Origin of the sequence: Microcoleus pseudofavosus SVA1_A4 (assembly GCF_036700565.1) — a bacterium.
Taxonomy (GTDB): Bacteria; Cyanobacteriota; Cyanobacteriia; order Cyanobacteriales; family Microcoleaceae; genus Microcoleus.
Genome location: NZ_JAUBPE010000002.1, coordinates 123,589 through 142,431, shown reverse-complemented (window position 1 = coordinate 142,431; position 18,843 = coordinate 123,589). Strand labels below are relative to the sequence as shown.

Genomic DNA, 18,843 nt, shown 5'->3' with positions numbered 1-18,843 from the left:
GGATACACGGATTCATTATTGAGCAGGAGTCAGGAGTTCTCGATCGCAGAGCGTGTTAAAACCTAGTTAAGCGACCAAATTCTGAGCTTATGGAAATATTTGTGACGCTGGTGCTGGGTTCGGTGCTGTTTGTCTGGGGAATGCGCGGAGGAAAGGCGTTAGTTCGATCGGGAGTGACGGCTAACGATTTGTTTAAGGGCAGAAATTCGATCGCCCTGCTGTTTTTGGGTTTCTACTTTGCCTTGCTGCTACTGGCTTTAAACCTGCCTCAAATGCCTGCTTTGCCAATCGAGTGGCGCTTTCACGGGATGCAAGTGACTTGGACTTTGCTGCGAGTGATGCTGATGGGAATCTGCGGTATTGGCTTTACTGTAAGCTGGCAGACGGCGCGATCGCAAGTAATTGCAGTAATCTTAATTGGCTTGCTGGGATTGGGCGGATTTACCGGCGCTGAAGCCTATTTTCTGGCACCAATTTACGCTGATTTAGTTGACAATTTGCAGCCAAACGGTGTGTTTCGGCAAACATCTAACAGCAGTTGCGCGCCGGCGGCGCTAGCAACAGTGTTAAGGCGTTGGGGAATGGATGCGACGGAATCGAGTGTAGCGCGTTTCGCCGGCACGAGTCGCTTGGGAACTTCCATGCCGCAATTAATTGTGGCAGCGAGGGCTTTGGGCATCAATGCGATCGAACTAACGCCAACTTGGGAGCAAATTCAGCAAATTAATCGCCCCGGAGTGCTAGCAGTTTGGCTGTTTGACGGCCCTCGGAAGCTACCGCACGCGGTGGCTTTGCTGGGAATGAATGACAGTGTAGCTGCCATTGGAGACCCGGCGCGGGGCAGGATTTTCTATTTAGATAGAGCAACTTTTGCTCAGATTTGGCGAGAGGAATACGTGCCTATTTTTCGTTCTGCGGATATCTTGTTAAGCGATCGGCAAGCTATTGACTATTTGAGTAAATTAGGATATAATAGCGGCAATTTAAAAGCAGATATCGAGCGCTTTCAAAATGATAAAAAATTAAAAGTTAGCGGCAACTTAGACCGGATGACTGAGTTAATGTTGAGCGGCAGTTTTTTGCAAGAAGTCCCCAGATTGGATGGGAAATAGTTATTAAAAATCGTCAACTGCAGAGGCACTCTTGACGCAGAGGGAAGAAGAATTGTGCAGTTTTTTTTAAACAATAGTTGAGCCATCCATTCCTAGCGATCGCAAATATTCGATCGCCCCAGCAGATGATCGGCGATCGCACCTTGGTAGCGTGGCGGCATGAAATTACCGTAAGCGTAGGCAGTTGCATCTAATTCCTCCTATATTTTTACCGTCGATCGCAGCTTTGCCACGCTTCACCGTTTTTGACAATTGGGAACAGTTGAATCGCTCATTTTAGGCTCAGACAGCTTGACTTCCCATCCATTTGAATTCCACCAATTAACTCGCTGATTCGGCTGAATCCAGAAGTTTAGTTGCGCGATTTTGCCATCCTCAAATCTGAGTTTGGGAAAGGTAGGATAACTGGTATCATCGGTTTCGCGATAAGTGCGTCCTAGGTAATTAATGCAGGTTGTTAATCCCTCAGCAATTCCCAATTCTTCCACTCCAGTTCCCTTCAATTTTGCATCATCGTAGCTGAAAGAACCGTTGAATGAATTGCCGGCTAACCTACCTTTGGTAACAGTGACGGTGAAATCGTAGGTGACGGGAACTGCGTAGGCTTGGGTTGCAGTTACAACTGTGCTCAGAAAAGTCGTGGCAATCGCCACCGAGAGTTTTGAAATTGCTCGCACACTCGCATCCCGAAAAAGAACAACACTATTAATTTCGCTTTCAATCATCGGGAAACTCCTTAACTACGCTTCTCTCGTAAGTGATTTACCGGCTATGATATCATAAGTAATGAGTTAAATGCGATCGCAGCAGACTGCCAAGGCAACAAAACTTACCACCTATGGTTAATAATGTATACTTTTTTGGTACTGCAAACCCCAACAGAACACGCCCGTCTTTAATTGCCCAGAATTAACTGAGTAGATTTAACCACATTCATTCCCGCCGCAGCAAATCTTTGAAAAGCTGCATCTGCTTGTTCCGTAAAATCAACAACACCCGGAACAACCACAGGCGAAGTGCAATCTTCCAGCAAATAAACCTTCTTTGCCAAATTCGGATCTCGCCCTAAAATTTCAGTCAGCAAATCATCAATCGTCCAAGCAACGCAGTGACTTTTCGCTTGTCCGGCAATAATTACTGCATCAAATTCGAGCAATTTCTCAATAAACTTAGCATTCTTTTGAGCAATAGAAACCCCGTCCGGCCCGTCTAAGACTTCCGGCCGCAAAACAGAATAGTTTTCTGTCAGTGGATTGCCGCCTTTAATCTCAAAAAGTGCTTGGCTGTTGCGGGCGATGCCGTGGAAAAATATTGCTTCTTCCACGGCGGAAACCAGGGCGTGTCCGATGCCGCCCAGCATTGAGTGATACGGCCAAATTGTCAGGGGATATTTGCCATTTTCGCTGAGTTTCTGAACGTAGTGGAGTGCGTGTTTTTGCAGTGCCGAATAGTTACCGTTGGCGATGCTGTGGGCGACGGCTGGATTAACTTTCCAGATACCTTTTTGTACATCTTCTAGTGTAATGGAAGTCGCGGCTGGTAGGGGGTGTTCGCCTGCTTCGTCGATCCAAAAGATTGGATGAAAAATTTGCATGGCGGTGTGGGTATCCATTGTCGGCGCAATGGTTGTAATTGCATTTAAATTGCTGTAGATAAATTCGCACAGCCGCAGGTTGTCATCGACAGCACCGCTACCGGAACGCCCGCCGACAAATAGTTCAAATTCGGGCAAGCAAAAGGTATTTTGGGCGTCGATTATCAGCAAACAAATGCGGTTTTTGTCGTTGGCGGCGGGCTGGATGCTGTATTTTTTCGCCCATTCTTTAGCTTCAGCGGCGCGTTCTCGGTAGGGAACTCGCCAGACTTGGCCTACTTTTTTGGTGTCGAAATAGTCGGGGGTTGGGAGTTGGGTTTTTGCTGTCATGGCTGATTTATTTTGGGGTAAGTTATCGGATTTGAGAGTTTAGATTTGAGATTTTAGATTGAAGAGTAGTATAATGCTGAGAGCTATTTGCGGGTGAGTCATGCCTATCAAACAAATTCAAGATTTTGCTAGGGGAAGTTTTCAACGAATATTATTGCTTTTTTCCCTCGCAACTTTAGTTGGTATCTTAATTCTAGCAACTAGGTCCTTTTATGTTCAAGAATTTTTAAGAAATGTCTTAATGCAGATCGAGCATTTAGGCGCTTGGGGCCCAGTAGCTTTTATTGTCACCTACAACCTAGCTACTGTACTATTTATACCGGGTTCTGTGTTGACTCTTGGAGGCGGGCTGATTTTTGGTCTGTGGTGGGGTTCGGTTTACGTGTTTGTCGCGGCAAGTTTAGGTGCTACGTTTGCTTTTCTGATCGGGCGATACTTGTCGCGCGATCGCGTGGTAAAATATATGGAAACTTATCCCAAGTTTAAAGCTTTCGATCGCGCAGTTTCTCAACAAGGATTTAAAATAGTCTTTTTGACCCGCCTCTGTCCTTTATTTCCTTTCAATTTATTGAATTACGCTCTGGGAATTACTCAGGTTTCTTTAAAAGATTACGTGTTAGGTTTTTCGGGCATGATACCGGGAACTGTTATGTACGTTTACTCAGGCTCTTTGGTGGGAAATATTGCTGCGATATGTACGGTAAATCTGCCTGCAAATCCGCAAGCAGAAGCCGCAAAATGGTTGATTAATATCATCAGTTTTACGGCCGCTGTCGCAGTTACTTTCTCGCTCTCTCGTATTGCTGGCAAGGCTTTAGATGAAACTATTTAATTAGGAGAATTTGTAAATGTCGCAGTCAAAAGTCGATCGCGTAACTGTCCCCCCGATGGACGAGCACAACCAGAAATTAGTCTCCTATTTGCATCCGCCAGATTGGGTAAATCCGCAGCCCGCTAGCAGTTATAATTTAGTAGTAATTGGAGCCGGGCCCGCCGGATTAATTGTGGCTGCGGGTGCGGCAGGTTTGGGCGCGAAAGTTGCTTTGATTGAAAAACATTTGATGGGCGGCGATTGTTTGAATGTCGGTTGCGTGCCGTCAAAAGCCCTGATTCGATCCTCCCGAATTGTCGGCGATATCTGGAATGCTAGTAAATTTGGCGTTCATGTTTCTGACAGTGCAGAAGTTGATTTTTCCGCTGTGATGGAACGGATGCGCCGCATCAGGGCGGGAATCAGCGATGTTGATTCTGTTCAACGCTACCAGCACAAATTAGGAGTCGATGTTTTCTTAGGTTCCGGTCGTTTTACTAGCAATAATACCATAGAAGTTGCAGGTCAAACTCTCCGCTTTAAAAAAGCAGTAATTGCCACAGGTGCCAGGGCGCTACAACCGCAAATTCCAGGTTTACAAGAAGCTGGATATCTGACTAATGAAACTGTGTTTAACCTCACGGAAAGACCGCAACGTTTGGCAGTAATTGGCGCGGGGCCGATCGGCTGCGAATTGGCTCAAGCATTCCGCAGGCTGGGATCGGAAGTCGTGTTGCTGCACAAAAATGCTCAGATTTTAGACAAAGAAGATGCGGATGCAGCTACAATTGTGCAGCAGGCTTTTCTACGCGAAGAAATTCAACTAATACTTGAATCAAAAATAGAGCGCGTTGAGAAAACAAATGCAGGCAAAGTAATTTATTATAAATCTCAAGGCAAAGAAAGTTCGGTAATAGTAGATGAAATTATTGTGAGCGCGGGGCGATCGCCCAATGTGGAAGGATTGAATCTGGAAGCTGTGGGCGTCAAATGCGATACACAAACTGGCGTATTTGTCAACGACAATTTGCAAACTACTAATCCCCGCATTTATGCTGCCGGCGATATCTGCATGAAACATAAATTTACTCACGCTGCTGATTTTGCCGCGAGAATGGTAATTCAAAACACTCTATTTTTCGGGCGCAAAAAGCTCAGCGCTTTGACGATACCTTGGTGTACTTACACAGACCCGGAAATTGCGCGCGTCGGGTTGGGCGATCGAGAATTGCAAGCAAAAGGAATTGATGTCGATACATTTTTAATTCCTTTCAGTCAAGTCGATCGCGCAATTATTGACGGCGAAGACGAGGGTTTTGTGAAAATTCACGTCAAGAAAGGCAGCGACAAAATATTAGGTGCAACTATTGTCGCGCGACACGCCGGAGATATGATTAGCGAGATTACTTTGGCAATGGTTAACAATATTGGTTTGGGAAAGATTGCTAGCACAATTCACCCGTATCCCACGAAAGCTGACGCAATTCGGAAAGCGGGGGATGCTTACAATCGCACTCGTTTGACACCGTTTGTGAAAGATTTGTTTAACCGCTGGCTGGCTTGGACTCGGTAGTTTTAAATGTATTCAATCAACACCAGGTACAATTGAACCGTCGGGAGAGATTGCGGTTTTCAACCTTCCCATTTACGTTTCTGTTTCTGTTTCAAATCCAACACCTTCATACAGAAGTGCGATCGGCAAATCAAACTCAATACTTGATAAAGTTACAATCTCTCCAGCAGTGTAAGAATAGTAAAGCCACATTCTGCCCTCTCCCCGACAGTAACGCTCAACAAAAATTTTTTGTGAATCAATCAAGATATACTCTTGCAAAGTCGGAATTTTTAGGTAACAAGTGAATTTTTCATCCCGATCTTTAGCACTTGTACTGGGAGAAAGAACTTCCACAATGATTTTAGGATTCTGAATGAATGTGCGGGAATTCATGTCTTGAGGGTCGCAACTGACTATCACATCAGGGTAGTAGTAACGGCTTTGAAAAGTGACTTGCAATTTCACATCAGACACGTTCATCCGACAGCCTCTGGAACGCAGATGCGGGCGCAAGTTCCTGTAAAAGTTAAGTGCAATATCGTTATGGGGAATTGTACTGCCCATCCTGGCAAAAACTTCGCCGTTGACATATTCGTGGCGAATCTCTTGTTGAGCTTCCCATTCGAGATATTCCTCAACGGTCATTTTTTGGGGTGCTTGGGGAATGGATATCATAACAAAATTTTTGTCAATGTTACTTTGATTGTAGCATTAGGCATGGGACAATTGTCAAACAAACCCTGCCTTAAAAATCCCCTTCATCTACTTGGAATACCGTCAATCCCAAGCCTCTCCACATATCAACAACTTGCTGGCGATCGTCCAAGACAAACTTAACATTATATTTCCCTGCAATATGTCGCCGATAAAATTCTTCCTTCATAATCGCATCCTTTCTCATGTCTCCCGTTTTCCGCATATAAAGGTTGGCATAATTGACCTCATACTGCTGCAACCATTTTTCAGTTTGAGGCTGACAGTCATCTGTGCGGCCCGACACTACAATAATATGGGCGCTGGACTGCCACTTGCGAACGGTATCTAACACCGGCGGATTGGGCAAATCGCGATCGCACGTCGAAGCATCGAAAGGATTTCTGCCGTTGAGAAGTGCTAATGTGCCGTCCATATCGACAATAATTGCATCCGGCAAATCCGGGTTATATTCCGGTGGCACAACGGGAACCCGCACGTACTTATTGTACATCTTCATTATCACATCTTTGCCCACCGAATTAAGTCTTTTCAAATCTCGTTTAATACATTCCTCAACCGGAACTTGCAAGAAAGAGTCATTAACTTCGACGATAGCTTTACCTTTAACCAACTGTTTGATATGGTCGATGTGAGGCCCGAAATTAGTATCATCAACAATGACGTGCTTGCCGCTTTCCAAAGCCATCAAAATAATCGTATCTCTCAACTGCAAAACAAACTTTTCATTCGCCGGCGACCAATGAGAAGCGTGAGCCATTTCTCTGAGCAAATCTTTATTGCTCCGCACCCACTTTGCAGGTTCAGACAGCAGCAATTCTCTAGCAAATTGAGATTTACCAGAAGCAGGTAAGCCGACAAGTACAATAACTTTTTTCATGGCAATTGGTAATTGGTAATTGGGCATTGGGCATTGGGCATTGGGCATTGGGCATTGGGCATTGGGCATTGGGCATTGGGCATTGTTTAAATACTTACCTCTTCATTCCATCCGTTACATCCGTTACATAATCCGTTGCCGAACTTCCCTCTTCCCTCTTTCTTAAACATTTGCCTCACGCTCGATCATTAATCCGTGTATCCGTGTCAAAATCTCTTAGAGTGCCTTCCTTCTTCTACAAACCTAAATGGATGTAATCTAAACCTAATAACTCTTCTATTTTATGGATCGTAACATCGCGGAGAGCTTCTTTCACTCCCGCAACTCTTCGGGCCCGCAAAGAAAACAAAATCCCGGAATAGGGTAAATGTTTCACAGCTAAAGCAAAATCTTTCTGAACTTCGATATGTTCGTGCTGTCGGTAAACCTCCTCGATTTCTTCAACCAAAGATTGATATTTATCCTTAACTTTTTGATACAACTCACTCCACTCAGGAAAATAAGCTAAAAACTCTTCTCCTTCATTAGTTAAAACAATTTCTATCATGCGGCGGGTCGAAAACCCTTCACGCAGATGGGAAATCGCGACATATTGCGGAGACTTAACTTTAACTCGGTTGAAGTTAGCGTCGCAGATAATATACCCTTCAGAATCCATCGGGTCTAAATGTTGAGCGGCTTCGATAACTTCTTTCCAGCTAGTTAAAGGATAGGATGCGACCAATTCCCATCCGTATTTATTTGCCCAAAGACTCGGGTCTGTTTCTAGCAGTGTTTGAGTGTTGCGAACCCCGTGCAGCACGATTTGATTTTCCGTTTGCTGCACAACTATTCTATTGTAAGGCGTCATCAACTCAAAGATAAAACACTGGTCGGTTTCTTGTGGCAATTGATATCCCAACTCTTGCCAGACTTTCCAAAAAAGTTCGGAAAAGCTGAATCCAAAACCGTTAACTTCGCCCGCTGCGTCGGGAGTGCCGCTAGATTGCACTCTCCATTCTCCCTTGTAAAAATAAAGTACAGTCAGAGAACCGTCTAGTTTTTGGTAAACTTTGGCATGACTCCAATCAATTGCAGCGGCGTGGCCTTCTCCGTAATTAAAAAATTTGTCGTAGGGATAAGAAACTATCTGCCAATCTTGGGATGAATCTAAAATAATGCCTCGGCACTGCTGGACTATTTTTTCGCCCAGCGGGGATTCTATCTGCGAGTATTTCAGACAGACTAAATCGGGATATTGGCGGTGGCGGGTAACTTTGATATGATAAGTTTCAGACAAAGCTTCCAATCCGTACTGGCGTAAATAATCTTGCAGTTCCACGTTCTCTTCCTAAATTTGTCGCCTTTTCTATTTTATCGGGAACGGCAGATTTTAGTGAATGTGTAAAAAAAATTAAACTTGCTTTTTTTCGGGATACCTATTGTGAGCTTTGTATTGTGGAGTATCGTTGTAAATAGGTGAATGCGCTTTACCGAAAAACTGGACTGTTTCGACATCAAGGAAAAAAAGAGTGAACAATAAATTATTACTTTTGGCGACTTCGGCGTGTGTATTGACTGCTTTAGTACCTGTATCGCAAGTTTTTGGTGCGTCCGAATTGTCGCAGCGACCGCCGGAAACCAAATCTGTTGCTGTAGCGGGTACGGCTGTTCCGGTAAGTCAAATTTTGCAAAAGTTAAAAGGCAAAACACAAGTACCCATTTTCCTCCCCAGCCGGCTTCCTATTTCGCAGAAGCTTTACTATCAAAGCCAAGCGAAAAGGGACAGCTATACTATTTCTATGGAGTATACACCAGATTGCCGAGGTGCGGGAGCTTGCACTTTTGGGGAAATTCGAGGTCAGAAAGGCGGTGAGTTTACTACAAAAGTAGAAGGGGTAACTAAGACTTTAAAAAATGTTCAACTGGCTGACCGAGTGAAAGGAGTTTTTCACAATGGTTGCGGGGCTTACTGCACAGCAACTATCGAGTGGAAAAGTCAGAATTTTATGTATACCGTAGCAATGAAGAACGGAAGGGAATCAGATTTAATTTTAATAGCAAATTCTGCTATTCTAGCTCGGAAGCGTTAAGTTCTGTAGTCGGGGACGCACAACTTATATCTGTAGGGTGCTCTGTGCGTACCTTACAGTTATTGTATGATATATCTTAACTCGCATTCGCCTCTTACAAAATGCTATGGTTTTTTTGCGCTGACCTACTTAGGGGGAAATCAGGATGAGGAGAAGATGGCTATTTGCGGCGATTTTTGCTTGTGTCGTGACTGCTTTTACGATTCCCTTCGGGATAGCTTCGCTTCACGCACCTTTGACACCAAACTCAGCGTTAGCAAGAACAGAACTCCCGATTACAGAAATCCGCTGGTTTAATTATTCCCCTGAAGATAGCTGGCAACCGATACAATTTATTGTGCCCGATCGCAACACTGCAAAATCTGCCGGCAGCCGCAAGTTGCGGTTGTACGATTTTCATATTGCCAAGATGTTTGAGATTTCTCATTTTCTGTGCGATCGCGATCGTGCTTCTGAGGGTTACAATTGGTCTTATCAAGCGGAAAATGGCAATATTGAGATGGGACGCTTCAAAATTAGCTGCAATCTCGCCCGTTCCACAGCCACAGCTTACGGGTTAGGTAAACCAGAAATTACAATGATTCGCCGCAGCTTCAATCTGAAAACTGGTCGCCCTTCTTTTGCGCTCGAAAAATACTCTATTCCCACTTTTAACATTGCTAAAAATAGAGTTGTGCAGTGGAGGAATTTTGTGCAAAACTTTCCCCCAATCCCCGATAACTCAAGTGTAAACCAAGCTAACAGTCGTTTTCCTGCTAGTAACATCTTTAGACAAATCAAAGGCAAAACGCGAGTGCCTGTTTTTCTCCCGAGTAGGCTTCCTTTATCAGACATTCAGCAACTTGATTTTGATGTGCAAGCGGGGGCCGACGGTTACATTGTGGGAATGTATTTAGGCAAAGGATGCCGCGCGGGAGCTTGTTATTTCGGCACAATCGAAGCTAAGAGAAATGAACCGTTTTCGCCTCCTTCGCAATTGCCGCAGGATACTAACAGAAGCGTTGAATTGGCGGGCGGATTCAGGGGGATTTATTTCAATAATTGCGGTGCTTACTGCACTGCTTTTGTTGAGTGGCAAAGGCTGGGGGTATTGTACCGAGTCACAAGGAAAAACGGACGGCAGCAAGAAGTTGTCCAGATAGCAAATTCTGCACTTCAAGCAGGGCAACGTTAAATTGTGGTGGGAAATGCAAAAGGTACGCGCGAGCGAAACTATCCCGAACGCGCCTGCCTTCGGGCAGGGTAGGGAATCGATTTTTTTCACTCCTCATAAACTTTATTCTGGACAAACTGAATGGTCGCGGTCAAACCAAATGATGTAGTAAACAGATTGAACGCGAAACCCAAATATCCGTTTTTTCTCATCAATTCGCATTTCGGATAACCTCTCATCTTCAGGAATATTGTCAGGCAAAGTCGGATGAATGTTAATCAACTTATAACCAGTTCCCACTGATTCACCTCGTTTTTTTGATCCGTGACCTTTGATTTGGCCCCAAGTATATTTCTCAATTTTCTTTAGTCCTTCAATTAGGTCATTGATTTCTGATGCTGTCCAGTCAGACAAAAGCCAACGATTTTTATCTGCATAGGTAAATCTGAAGCTAGGATGCTCATCATCTGTACTGCTTGGTCGATTTAACTGAGTTGCTTGCTCTGGAATTCTACTTGGTTGCTTTTTTTGAGATGGCTTTGGTATTTGACTTTTTTTCCCCACTTACGCCTCCACCAAAGGTGCATAGCAGGATTTCATATCCTCGTGGGAGATGATTTTAGTTGATGTTTCCGCAGGTTCTAATCCCTGGCGGGCGTTGAGCCAAGGTGTCTCCGATTGCGTCAATTCTGCAAGATGTTTAGCACTTAATTCTCCATAAGCATTCCAAACTTCTTCGAGTACCTCTATTTCATCTTCATCAAATTCTTCTTCAAAATTATCTGGAGCTGGAATATCGCTATATTTGTAAGCTTTGTACTCATCCCAAACATCGCGGACAATGGGGCCGGAAACCCAAGCTTCAATATCTTGATCGAATAGCGGCTGGCTTCTAAAGACTAAACTCCAAGCTTGTGCATAATACACGAGCTTTTGCAGTTTCAGAGGAGAAATGGTATCGCCTGCTTCTCGATCGACACGGCATAAAAAGTAACGAGCTACGTCAAGAGCACTTTTCATAGTTTTAGGATTTTAGTAATTTGACAAATTCACTTTTGATGCTAAGCTATTTGGTGGCTTTAGAAGTACGATCGCAATTACGATCGCTCTTTTCCCCTCGCCACTACGTTTCTCTCCCCAAATCTCGCCACCTTTGAGCTAATTCTTTCGAGCTGCTGCTGAGCTAACTCGTCATGCCAACCAGGTTCATCCGGCTCGACCCTAGGTAAATCTTACATGACCGGCAGCCTTTGCTTCGGAATGTCGATCGCCCCCGTGCCAGCGACGCCCAATGCAGGATGGGAAACATCATCAAGGCTAACTGCTACTGGCGGTCATACAATTTTAGATTTTAGATTTTAGGTTTTAGATTGGCAATGGCTTATTATGTAAAGGTTTGGAGCTTGCCTACCGTTGCATCCTTTTTTCAAACAGGCGGTCAAAATCTGGTATTTCTATTTGATCGCCCGAATTATCCCAACCAGCAATTAAAGTCCCCACCTGCGGTACGCTAGATCAGGTGAATATATTGGCTGATTTCAAGCTATCCTCCGATCGATCTTATGTCCCCAACCACATCCGCCCCTTCCCGAACCGTTCGCATCGGTTCCCGCAAAAGCCAACTCGCTCTCGTGCAAACCCACTGGGTGCAAGAACAGCTACAGAAACACTTCCCGGAACACACTTTTGAAGTCCACACCATGTCCACCCAAGGGGACATAATTCTTGATGTCGCCCTCGCTAAAATTGGCGATAAAGGACTTTTTACCAAAGAATTAGAAACGGGAATGATTAACAATGAAACGGACTTTGCCGTTCATTCCCTCAAAGATTTGCCTACCAATTTGCCCGAAGGTTTAATTTTAGGATGCGTCACCGAACGGGAAAATCCCGCTGACGCCCTGGTAGTTCACTCCAAGCACAAAGACAAGCAACTAGACACCCTCCCAGCAGGTTCAGTAATCGGCACTTCTTCCCTGCGGCGGCTGGCTCAACTGCGGCACCATTTCCCTCATTTTGAATTTAAAGATATTCGCGGCAATCTCAATACTAGACTCGCTAAATTAGATGAGGGCGGTTACGACGCGATTATTTTAGCAGTTGCCGGCCTCGAAAGATTGGGAATGGGCGATCGCATCCACCAAATTATTCCTGCTGAAATCTCCCTTCACGCCGTCGGACAAGGTGCTTTGGGTATCGAATGCCGCGCCGGAGATACAGAAATCATGGCAGTGATTAAAGCTCTCGAACACTCGGAAACCGCCCAAAGATGTTATGCCGAACGCGCATTTCTGCGGGAATTAGAAGGCGGCTGTCAAGTGCCAATCGGCGTCAATACCAAAATAGAAAGCGGTCAATTAACCTTAACCGGAATGGTATCGAGTCTCGACGGCAAGCGGTTCGTCAAAGATACTGTTTCCGGCGCTGCCGAGACTGCTGAACTGCTGGGAATTGACCTCGCTCACCGCCTGCGCCAACAGGGAGCTAGTGAAATTTTGGAGGAAATTTTTGTCGAAGTTCGACGCGGTTCCTAAATCAGATCGGTATCTATTTGTCAATGCTTTTAGACGCGAAATATCGCCTTTTGTAAAATAAAAATAATCGGCGGTTCGCTTTTGCTTTCACAGGTACACTAGCAGTATGTTTGTAGATTGTAGATGGTAGTTTTTGATAAAATGGCCGCTCGATTTCCCAAACATCAGACTAATTTAGGACGCTCCGCACGGGTGTTGAAAAACCCGGTTTATGGATGGATGCCTTGCTGTAAAGCCCAGGATTTTTCGTAGAAACCGGGTTTCTTTGGCCTGAGTCCTATAATTGTCAACATACCAATCCAAAATCTACAATCAAACATCCCAAATAAATCAGCAACCTATTTCAGGTAAAGGCAAAATATGAGCGCTCCGCAAACTCAATTAAAGCTAGAATTGGCAAAAGTTCAGCAACTTTATAGCAAAATGCAGGCAGACCAAAAAGCTTTGCAGCAGCAATTGAAAGAGTTTAAAACCCAGACGGGAAACTTTTCCGATGTCGTCGAGCAAGTCTTGCCCTCTGTAGTTTCAGTTTACGTGATGGATTGGGATACAGGAGAAGAAATTTCTTCCGGCAGTGGCTTTTTTGTATCGCCTGACATAATTGTCACCAACTATCACGTTGTCGAAGATATTGCCGATGAAGATTATTTCTATGAAGAAGATGAAGTCGAACAGGTTTTAGTGGAAACTCACGACGGAAAGTTGAGAATGGCAGAGGTGGTATTTACTGGCAATGCGGAAGAGGATTTAGCATTGCTTTTGATTACTGGTTTTATGCTCGACCCGGAAACAGGGGAACAAGTTGAATCTCCAGAAGAATATCCTCCTTTAGAGTTGTCTTTTGATGTGAAAGTGGGCGATCGAGTAATTGCTGTGGGCAATCCTTTGGGGCAGTTTGCTTCAACTGTAACTCAAGGTATTGTGAATGCTATTCGCGAACCCGATGAGTATGAGGAAGGTGACGAAGATGATGATGATGTTGCTGAGGTGAAGGTGTTGGAAACGGATGCGGCGATTAATCCGGGAAATTCCGGCGGCCCGTTGATTAATATGGCCGGTCAAGTTGTTGGGGTGAATACGTGGGGATTGGAAGATGCTGATAGTATTAATTTGGCGATCGCCTCGGTTGCTTTGGATGACTTTTTAGCTGGATTTGAGGAGACTTTTGAGGATGATTCCGACAATTAGTCGCTAGCTGTCGGTAGATTTGATCCCATTACCATCTATGTAGATACAAGGGGCGGGTTTTACCCGAAATATTTGCCAGGACTAACAGCATAGTAAACCCGCCCTTTGGCGAATACAGAGGAAAAAATGGCAGTTTATCAAGTTCGGTTCGTGAATGAGGATCTCGCCCTCGATCGCACGATCGCAGTACCAGACGACCAGTATATCCTAGATATGGCAGAAGACGCAGGTATTCGCCTCCCCAATGGATGCAAGCAAGGAGAGTGCTCTGCCTGTGTTGTCAAACTGCTGAGCGGTGAAATCGACCAAAGCGAACAAAAGTTTTTGAAGCCGTCAGAATTGCAAGCTGGCTACGCTGTTACTTGTGTGGCTTACCCGCTTTCAGACTGCACTTTGTTAACCCATCAAGAACAAGTTTTATATCAAACATCTCTTTATTTTAAGTAATACGAAATCTGGTTTCTTACCATCTTTTTTTATAGTCCGCTAGGAGCAACGGAGGACACGGCAATGCCGTTTCCCTACCCCAAAATAATCATGAGCGTTAGCGAGATATGTAACCATCGCCCGATTAATTAATTGTAGGGAAACGGCACTGCCGTGTCCTGACTGTTGGTAATATCAAATCCGGTGGCATCGGATTTGATATCAAAGCAGATTTGGTTAATGTAAGGTGCGCACTGCGCACCCTACTCAATACACAAAAACTACGGCTTGCCATAAAACTTTAGCAATTCTAGAATCCGTTGGAGCGGAATTTCCGCCCAATCCAAGCGGTAATTGAGTTCGTAGGCCAGCTCGGAAACCGCTTTTTCCAAAATGTAAGCATCTAGCAAAACTTGTAGTTCCGGTATAGATTTGGGCAAGAAATTTGCATCGGCTGCTGTTACCAAATAGCTGTTAAGAAAAGTGAGGCTGACCCAGCGGTGCCAAACGTTCGCCCACTGCTGCATCTCCGGGAGATTTTCAGGGCGAATCATGCCGCTTTCTACTTCATTGCGGAGCGCCAAAGTAACAGCGTAACTCAAAGATTGCAGCATTCCCGCAACATCTCGCAGGGGCGACCTCTTCATCCGCCGCTCGCTTAACGGTCGATTCCGTTCTCCTCCGAAATCAATAATTACGAAGTCTTTCCCTGTATAAAGAACTTGCCCGAAATGAAAGTCCCCGTGACAGCGAATTCTATCGGCCGTGATTCTCAAGTTCAAAATAGACTTGAAACGTTCCATGAGCAACTCTTCGCGGTTGAGGAGATTTTGTGCCGATTTTTGCATTTCTGGCGGCAGTTTGGACAGCCGCTTTTTCAGCAGCAGCAAAGTTCTTCCTGCCAGATTTCTCATGTGTTGATAGATGGAACGCTGGTAAAATGAGGTGAAGTTTTCTGGGGCAAAAGCGGGATTTTCTGTGTCAGAAGCTAAAGCGAGGTGAAGTTCGGCTGTCCGCTGACCTAATAGTTCGGCTGATGCTAAGTAAGAGCCGATGAGTTCCCGAGCTAAGGCGGGAATTTCTAGGGATAAATCGGCTACTAGCGAGTTTGACTGCCGCTGCATTTGTCCGGTCAAAGCGCTGGGTAAATAATTTTCGGGGGAAGTAGATAAATTTTCGGCGGAATGCTTTGCTTCTACTGTCATTACTCGCTCGAAATAGTCGCGCAGTGTGTCTAATGTATAAGACCAAGCGTCTATGCTGTCGGGGATTAATTTTTGCAGTATTCCAACTGTAATTACTTGTTTTTCTGCGGTGCGATATTCCAATGCTCCGGCAATTGGAGCATAGTGTTGGATCGAGTTGCGATCCGTTAAAAAGCGTCCGATTTCTAATTCGGGGTTGATTCCTTCCTCGACTTTTCGCAATATTTTCAGGACGAAGCGGTCGCCGTAACCTGCGGATGTATTGCTTTGTTCTTTTTTGAACAGGTGAGGGTCGAGGTGCGATAAATCTTGTTCTGAGCTGAATGCACTGTCGGCAATTCCTAGCAGTTGACCTGCTGCACCTGTGTAACTGCGAGAATTGCCGATCGCCCCCAGCAGCGCGCTCAGAAAACCTTTGTCCCCAGCAGCATCAAATAGTACCCCGACTTCCTTGTTGGTTTCTGGGAAGTGCAGGCGCGCGATCGCCCGATCGTCCGCATCGCCTTTCATCTCTTCCCAACCTAAAGGCAAAACGTAAGTTTCCGGCATACCTTCAGTATAATTCAACTGCAAAAACAGAATGTAAACTGTAGATTCTTCCCCGGCACTATCTTTACATTCAACAGGCACCACTTCACTTATTTCTAATGATTGAATTGTCCTGTCTGTACTGCTATACCAGCGATTGCGCCGCAAATATTCCGGCAAAATAGAGAGCAGCATATCGCTTAACTGACTTGTAGCAAAAGCAGTTTTCCAATTACCGATGACCGCCAAACTCGGCAAGTTTGTGTGATAACCCTGCAACGAAAAATCTTCTTGTTTAACAGTAAGAGTAAACCAGTAAAACGTGTGAGGACTCAAGCTCAAAAAGTAAGGCGAGTCGCCAACCGCCGGAAACTCAGTTCGGCCGAAAATCTCCACAGGAACAGCACCTTTAAAGGGCGAAAGGTCTAATTCTGCAGTCTGCACGAAACGCGACAAATTAGTCACTACGAGGATGTGTTCGTCTTGATAAGTACGAACAAAAGCTAAAACTTTGCGGTTTTCCGGGTACAAAAACTCGCAAGTTCCGCGGCCGAATGCTTGGAAGCGCTGCCTAATTGCAATTAGGCGTTTCATCCACCACCAAAGAGAACTCGGATTCGCCCGCTGCGCGTCCACGTTAACAGATTCGTAGTGATATTCAGGGTCAACAATGGGCGGCGCGTACAGCCGCTGCGGGTTAGCGCGGCTGAAACCGGCATTGCGATCGCCACTCCACTGCATCGGAGTTCTCACCCCGTTGCGATCGCCCAAATAGATATTGTCTCCCATGCCAATTTCATCGCCGTAGTAAAGCACCGGCGTACCCGGAAGAGACAGCAGCAAAGCATTCATCAACTCGATGCGGCGGCGGTTATTTCCCATCAAAGGAGCCAAGCGGCGGCGGATGCCCAAATTAATTCTCGCCTGAGTGTCTTGAGCGTAAACCCGATACATATAATCTCGGTCTTCATCACTCACCATTTCCAGCGTCAGTTCGTCGTGATTCCGCAAAAATAATGCCCACTGACAGTTATTGGGAATCTGCGGAGTTTGCTGGAGAATGTCGCTAATTGGAAAGCTATCTTCCATGTACAAAGCCATAAATAAACGCGGCATCAGCGGAAAGTGAAAGTTCATGTGACATTCATCCCCAGAGGCATAATATTCAACCGCATCCTCCGGCCACTGATTCGCCTCAGCTAGCAGCATTCTGTTGGGAAATTTCTCATCTACGTGCTTGCGCAAGTGTTTGAGGAATACGTGAGTTTCGGGTAAGTTTTCGCAGTTAGTACCTTCGCGCTCGTACAGGTAAGGCACGGCATCCATTCGCAGTCCGTCTACTCCCATCGCCAACCAGAAATCTACCACATCTAAGATGGCTTGACGCACTGCGGGATTGTCGTAATTTAAATCCGGTTGGTGGGAATAAAAACGGTGCCAGTAATAAGCTTTTGCTACAGAATCCCAAGCCCAATTTGAAGTCTCAAAATCTTGGAAAATAATTCTAGCATCTTGATATTTTTCCGGCGTGTCGCTCCACACGTAAAAATCTCTTTCGTTGCTGCCTTTCGGGGCACGGCGCGCTTTTTGAAACCATGCGTGCTGGTCGGAAGTGTGGTTAACAATCAACTCAATAATGACTCTAATTCCCCGCAAGTGCGCTTGTTCTAAAAGATGTTTGAAATCTTCTAAAGTGCCGTAAATCGGGTTGACGGTGGTATAGTGAGATGTATCGTAGCCGTCGTCTCGAAGTGGCGAAGGAAAAAATGGCAGCACCCAAATTGCTGTTACTCCCAAGTTTTGCAGGTAATCCAGTTTTTCTGTCAGTCCCCGAAAGTCGCCGATGCCGTCTGCATTGCTGTCGGCAAAAGCGCGAATTGGTACTTCGTAAATGATGGCGTCTTTGAACCACAAGGGGTCGTTATTTAACATTGAGTTGGCCATGATTTTTAGGGGTAATTGGTAATTGGGATTTGGTAATTGAGATTTGTTAGTTCAAATCCAAACTGATAAATCATAACTCATAATTTTGCCGCGCTTCGTCATGCTAGCGGCAGAATTTTAATCGTAATTTATTAACGCAAAACTTATAAGTTCTTAACTATAAAATCTCAACAATCTGTTTTGCTATTTCGGATACAGTTCACAATCTGGATACCGGTGGGCGGTGCTAGATACCGCTGCTTGCTAAGCACACCCTACAGACCGGTGCGCTGTGCGTGGTGTTACAGACTGGTGCGCGCTGCACACCCTACAGAATCAGGATTAGGGGCGGTTTTTACTACCTGTCGGACGGTTGCCACGACATTACACTACCTTGACTTTAAATACTAGTTTTTGTTACATTAGTTTACATAAAGCAACAAAAGTTAAGGAAAAAGCAAAAATGACTATTGTAATCGCTCTATTGATCGTCGGTTGGGTAGCGGCCTCAGTGATTGGCACTCAAGCATACTTCCTGGGCGAACAGTCAAAGCCCATCCACGATCGCAATTGGAACGATGAGTCTTTTGAACAACTGGCAAAATCGGTTACTGGAACAGAAATTGATTACCGCGTTCGCGTTCCCGCCTACAGCATGGATGCCTATGGCAGCCGCACGATGCGCAACTCGTAATATCGTTTCCGGTGGCATCGGAATTAATATTACCCGAAATCAGGACACGGCAGTGCCGTGTCCCTACAATTAATTGCGGTAGGGAAACGGCACTGCCGTGTCCTCTATATCATTCCGGCGCAGC

Annotated in this window: 18 protein-coding genes; 10 read left to right on the top strand and 8 right to left on the bottom strand. The window is 45.2% G+C overall.

The features are described from left to right. The first annotated feature begins 89 nt into the window (after positions 1–89). A complete protein-coding gene (locus tag QUA02_RS01550) occupies positions 90–1,112 on the top strand; it encodes a cysteine peptidase family C39 domain-containing protein (protein WP_333024751.1) in 1,023 nt (340 codons plus the stop codon). Positions 1,113–1,348: 236 nt separating this feature from the next. On the opposite strand, the gene QUA02_RS01545 is transcribed toward QUA02_RS01550, so the two are convergent. Both QUA02_RS01545 and QUA02_RS01540 read right to left on the bottom strand, forming a co-directional pair. Continuing rightward, positions 1,349–1,837 carry a hypothetical protein gene (locus QUA02_RS01545; protein ID WP_333024750.1) on the bottom strand — a complete coding sequence of 163 codons (489 nt, stop codon included), beginning with the start codon at positions 1,835–1,837 and terminating at the stop codon, positions 1,349–1,351. Positions 1,838–2,007: 170 nt separating this feature from the next. Next, complete coding sequence (locus QUA02_RS01540; RefSeq protein ID WP_333024749.1) at positions 2,008–3,036, bottom strand: cysteine hydrolase family protein; 1,029 nt, start codon at positions 3,034–3,036, stop codon at positions 2,008–2,010. 241 nt (positions 3,037–3,277) lie between these two features. Here QUA02_RS01540 and QUA02_RS01535 point away from each other — a divergent pair, with 241 nt between their 5' ends. Both QUA02_RS01535 and QUA02_RS01530 read left to right on the top strand, forming a co-directional pair. Continuing rightward, the gene (locus QUA02_RS01535; RefSeq protein WP_333024748.1) at positions 3,278–3,868 is read left to right on the top strand and encodes a TVP38/TMEM64 family protein; all 591 of its coding nucleotides are present in this window, start codon (positions 3,278–3,280) and stop codon (positions 3,866–3,868) included. Between the two features lie 16 nt (positions 3,869–3,884). After that, positions 3,885–5,420, top strand: coding sequence for a mercuric reductase (locus tag QUA02_RS01530; protein WP_333024747.1), 1,536 nt, complete (start codon positions 3,885–3,887; stop codon positions 5,418–5,420). A gap of 72 nt (positions 5,421–5,492) precedes the next feature. Here the strand turns inward: QUA02_RS01530 and QUA02_RS01525 are convergent, their stop codons facing one another. The 3 genes from QUA02_RS01525 to QUA02_RS01515 all read right to left on the bottom strand — a co-directional run bounded on the left by QUA02_RS01525 (position 5,493) and on the right by QUA02_RS01515 (position 8,317). Next, on the bottom strand, positions 5,493–6,077 hold the full coding sequence (locus tag QUA02_RS01525) for a Uma2 family endonuclease (protein WP_333024746.1): 585 nt from the start codon (positions 6,075–6,077) through the stop codon (positions 5,493–5,495). Positions 6,078–6,147: 70 nt separating this feature from the next. Further along, positions 6,148–6,996, bottom strand: coding sequence for a phosphatase domain-containing protein (locus tag QUA02_RS01520; protein ID WP_333024744.1), 849 nt, complete (start codon positions 6,994–6,996; stop codon positions 6,148–6,150). A 235-nt stretch (positions 6,997–7,231) separates the two neighbouring features. After that, entirely contained in the window at positions 7,232–8,317 is a 1,086-nt protein-coding gene (locus tag QUA02_RS01515) for a T4 RnlA family RNA ligase (RefSeq protein ID WP_333024742.1), read from the bottom strand. Positions 8,318–8,507: 190 nt separating this feature from the next. Here QUA02_RS01515 and QUA02_RS01510 point away from each other — a divergent pair, with 190 nt between their 5' ends. Next, a complete protein-coding gene (locus tag QUA02_RS01510) occupies positions 8,508–9,068 on the top strand; it encodes a hypothetical protein (RefSeq protein WP_333024739.1) in 561 nt (186 codons plus the stop codon). 145 nt (positions 9,069–9,213) lie between these two features. Then, on the top strand, positions 9,214–10,242 hold the full coding sequence (locus QUA02_RS01505) for a hypothetical protein (protein WP_333024738.1): 1,029 nt from the start codon (positions 9,214–9,216) through the stop codon (positions 10,240–10,242). A gap of 102 nt (positions 10,243–10,344) precedes the next feature. Here the strand turns inward: QUA02_RS01505 and QUA02_RS01500 are convergent, their stop codons facing one another. Further along, positions 10,345–10,785: an MAG6450 family protein gene (locus QUA02_RS01500; protein WP_333024737.1), complete on the bottom strand. Its 441-nt coding sequence runs from the start codon at positions 10,783–10,785 to the stop codon at positions 10,345–10,347. Beyond that, positions 10,786–11,241: a Panacea domain-containing protein gene (locus QUA02_RS01495; RefSeq protein ID WP_333024736.1), complete on the bottom strand. Its 456-nt coding sequence runs from the start codon at positions 11,239–11,241 to the stop codon at positions 10,786–10,788. A 216-nt stretch (positions 11,242–11,457) separates the two neighbouring features. Between QUA02_RS01495 and QUA02_RS01490 the strand changes: the two genes are divergently transcribed. The 4 genes from QUA02_RS01490 to QUA02_RS01475 all read left to right on the top strand — a co-directional run bounded on the left by QUA02_RS01490 (position 11,458) and on the right by QUA02_RS01475 (position 14,390). Beyond that, complete coding sequence (locus tag QUA02_RS01490) at positions 11,458–11,583, top strand: hypothetical protein (protein WP_333024733.1); 126 nt, start codon at positions 11,458–11,460, stop codon at positions 11,581–11,583. Between the two features lie 200 nt (positions 11,584–11,783). Further along, positions 11,784–12,755 (top strand): hydroxymethylbilane synthase, encoded by a 972-nt coding sequence (gene hemC, locus QUA02_RS01485; protein WP_333024730.1) that lies wholly within the window; start codon positions 11,784–11,786, stop codon positions 12,753–12,755. Positions 12,756–13,115: 360 nt separating this feature from the next. Then, positions 13,116–13,943, top strand: coding sequence for a S1C family serine protease (locus QUA02_RS01480; RefSeq protein WP_333024729.1), 828 nt, complete (start codon positions 13,116–13,118; stop codon positions 13,941–13,943). 126 nt (positions 13,944–14,069) lie between these two features. After that, positions 14,070–14,390, top strand: a complete 321-nt coding sequence (locus QUA02_RS01475) for a 2Fe-2S iron-sulfur cluster-binding protein (protein ID WP_333024728.1) — start codon at positions 14,070–14,072, stop codon at positions 14,388–14,390. 260 nt (positions 14,391–14,650) lie between these two features. On the opposite strand, the gene treS is transcribed toward QUA02_RS01475, so the two are convergent. Beyond that, positions 14,651–18,046, bottom strand: a complete 3,396-nt coding sequence (treS, locus tag QUA02_RS01470) for a maltose alpha-D-glucosyltransferase (RefSeq protein ID WP_333024726.1) — start codon at positions 18,044–18,046, stop codon at positions 14,651–14,653. 442 nt (positions 18,047–18,488) lie between these two features. Between treS and QUA02_RS01465 the strand changes: the two genes are divergently transcribed. Beyond that, the gene (locus QUA02_RS01465) at positions 18,489–18,719 is read left to right on the top strand and encodes a photosystem II protein, Psb35-related (protein WP_333024723.1); all 231 of its coding nucleotides are present in this window, start codon (positions 18,489–18,491) and stop codon (positions 18,717–18,719) included. Positions 18,720–18,843: the final 124 nt, after the last annotated feature.

Coding starts and splice junctions, on each gene's coding strand:
- QUA02_RS01550 (WP_333024751.1), top strand. CDS start 90: ATGGAAATATTTGTGACGCTGGTGCTGGGTTCGGTGCTGTTTGTCTGG.
- QUA02_RS01545 (WP_333024750.1), bottom strand. CDS start 1,837: ATGATTGAAAGCGAAATTAATAGTGTTGTTCTTTTTCGGGATGCGAGT.
- QUA02_RS01540 (WP_333024749.1), bottom strand. CDS start 3,036: ATGACAGCAAAAACCCAACTCCCAACCCCCGACTATTTCGACACCAAA.
- QUA02_RS01535 (WP_333024748.1), top strand. CDS start 3,278: ATGCAGATCGAGCATTTAGGCGCTTGGGGCCCAGTAGCTTTTATTGTC.
- QUA02_RS01530 (WP_333024747.1), top strand. CDS start 3,885: ATGTCGCAGTCAAAAGTCGATCGCGTAACTGTCCCCCCGATGGACGAG.
- QUA02_RS01525 (WP_333024746.1), bottom strand. CDS start 6,077: ATGATATCCATTCCCCAAGCACCCCAAAAAATGACCGTTGAGGAATAT.
- QUA02_RS01520 (WP_333024744.1), bottom strand. CDS start 6,996: ATGAAAAAAGTTATTGTACTTGTCGGCTTACCTGCTTCTGGTAAATCT.
- QUA02_RS01505 (WP_333024738.1), top strand. CDS start 9,214: ATGAGGAGAAGATGGCTATTTGCGGCGATTTTTGCTTGTGTCGTGACT.
- QUA02_RS01495 (WP_333024736.1), bottom strand. CDS start 11,241: ATGAAAAGTGCTCTTGACGTAGCTCGTTACTTTTTATGCCGTGTCGAT.
- QUA02_RS01490 (WP_333024733.1), top strand. CDS start 11,458: ATGACCGGCAGCCTTTGCTTCGGAATGTCGATCGCCCCCGTGCCAGCG.
- hemC (WP_333024730.1), top strand. CDS start 11,784: ATGTCCCCAACCACATCCGCCCCTTCCCGAACCGTTCGCATCGGTTCC.
- QUA02_RS01480 (WP_333024729.1), top strand. CDS start 13,116: ATGAGCGCTCCGCAAACTCAATTAAAGCTAGAATTGGCAAAAGTTCAG.
- QUA02_RS01475 (WP_333024728.1), top strand. CDS start 14,070: ATGGCAGTTTATCAAGTTCGGTTCGTGAATGAGGATCTCGCCCTCGAT.
- treS (WP_333024726.1), bottom strand. CDS start 18,046: ATGGCCAACTCAATGTTAAATAACGACCCCTTGTGGTTCAAAGACGCC.
- QUA02_RS01465 (WP_333024723.1), top strand. CDS start 18,489: ATGACTATTGTAATCGCTCTATTGATCGTCGGTTGGGTAGCGGCCTCA.